The organism is Methylosinus sp. R-45379 (assembly GCF_001644125.1).
Taxonomy (GTDB): domain Bacteria; phylum Pseudomonadota; class Alphaproteobacteria; order Rhizobiales; family Beijerinckiaceae; genus Methylosinus.
Map to the genome: position 1 here is coordinate 1 of NZ_LUUM01000139.1, position 1,626 is coordinate 1,626.

General features: G+C 60.4%; 2 protein-coding genes. Both read left to right on the forward strand.

The features are described 5' to 3' along the window. Window positions 1-116: 116 nt before the first annotated feature. Window positions 117-1,220 carry an amidohydrolase family protein gene (locus A1351_RS07030; protein ID WP_064032611.1) on the forward strand — a complete coding sequence of 368 codons (1,104 nt, stop codon included), beginning with the start codon at window positions 117-119 and terminating at the stop codon, window positions 1,218-1,220. Further along, window positions 1,221-1,626 (forward strand): aminotransferase class I/II-fold pyridoxal phosphate-dependent enzyme (locus A1351_RS07035; protein ID WP_157096160.1); only part of this gene is annotated, 406 nt, incomplete at its 3' end.

The following is a 1,626-nucleotide window of genomic DNA, read 5'->3' on the forward strand; positions in this document are numbered from 1 at the left end:
CCGGAATGTTCTGCAGAATTTTATTTCGGGCGACGCGCATTGGCCGACCCGCGCGCATCCTTCCTGCCTGCAACGCCAGAGGGCGAGCGCAGCGCAGGTCCTTGAGAGAGTCTTGTATGTCCGAATTGCGAATTATCGACGCCGATTGCCATGTCATGGAGCCGGATCAGATCTGGGTCGATTACATCGATTCGGCGTTTCGCGAGAGAGCGCCCCGGCGCGAACGCCTCTCCGGCTTCGATTGGGGCCAGATGCGGGTCGACGGCGCGCCTATCTATCGCCATTATCCGGAGGAACTCGCGCGCGCGTTTCAGACCAATATAGACGCTTGGTATTCCGACTATCGCGACCAGAATTTCGACGCGCGCTCGACGCTGCTCGCAATGGACAGGCAGGGCATCGAACGCTCTTATCTCTATCCGTCACTTGGGCTCGGCGTCGTCGCCATAGAAGGGGTTGACCCGGCTTTGGCCGCTGCGATTGCCCGCGCCTATAATGATTGGATCTGGAGCTTCTGTTCGCTCGACAGAAAGCGTCTTATTCCCGTGCCCCTCATCAGCCTGCACGATCCCGTGGCCGCGGCCGCGGAGGTCGCGAGAGCGGCGCGCCTCTTCAACGCCCGCGCGGTGATCGTCCGCCCCAATCCGATCAACGGCGAGCCGATCGGCTGCGCGTACTTTGCGCCCTTCTGGCGAAGCTGCACGGAGAATGGTGTCTCCGTCGCCATTCATGAGGGCTGCCACGCGCAGCTCCCCGCCGCCGGTGCGGATCGTTTCTTCACTCATTTCTCCATGCATACCTGCTGTCATCCGATGGAGCAGATGATGGCTTTCCTCACACTCGTCGAGAATGGCGTTTTCGAAACCTATCCCGATCTTCAGGTGGCTTTTCTCGAAGCGGGTTGCGGCTGGGTGCCTTATCTTCTGTGGCGGATGGATTCCGAATATCGCCTCTGGCGGGATGAGGTTCCGGCCGTGAAGCGCCCGCCCAGCGAATATTTCAAGCGCCAATGCTATGTGTCCGTCGAAGGGTGCGAACCCTATCTCGACATGGTGATCGACTGCCTTGGCGTCGACAGGCTTCTCTTTGGCACGGATTTCCCACATCCCGATCACGCCTTCGGCGAGGAAGTGAAGGAAATCGTCGAGGCCCCGATCGCGCGCGAGGCGAAGGAAAAGATTCTCTGGGACAATCCCTGCCGCTTTTATCGGACGCAATAGATGCGCGACGCAATGGCGCTGTGCGCCGCTCCGCCGGCGGCGGCCAATGTCTATATGCAAATGCGCGCGCTCGCCGAGAGATATGGCGCGATCGATCTTGCGTCAGGCGTTCTTGAGGATATTGGCCCAAGCGATATGTTCGCCGCCGCGCGCGAAGCGATTGCGACGGGGAACAACCAATATTCGCCGCCCGAAGGACTCGCCGATTTGCGGCGCGCCATCGGCGATCATGCCTGCGCCTTTCCCGTCGGGGATCCGCTTGAGCAGGCGACCGTTTTCTGCGGCGCCACGGAAGCGCTTTTCGCCTTTCTGCTGACATTTTTAGCGCCGGGCGACGAGATTATCGGCTTCGAGCCCGCCTATGACTATTATCCGGAGATGTGCCAGATTGCGCGCGTCGTCTGGA

Coding starts and splice junctions, on each gene's coding strand:
- A1351_RS07030 (WP_064032611.1), top strand. CDS start 117: ATGTCCGAATTGCGAATTATCGACGCCGATTGCCATGTCATGGAGCCG.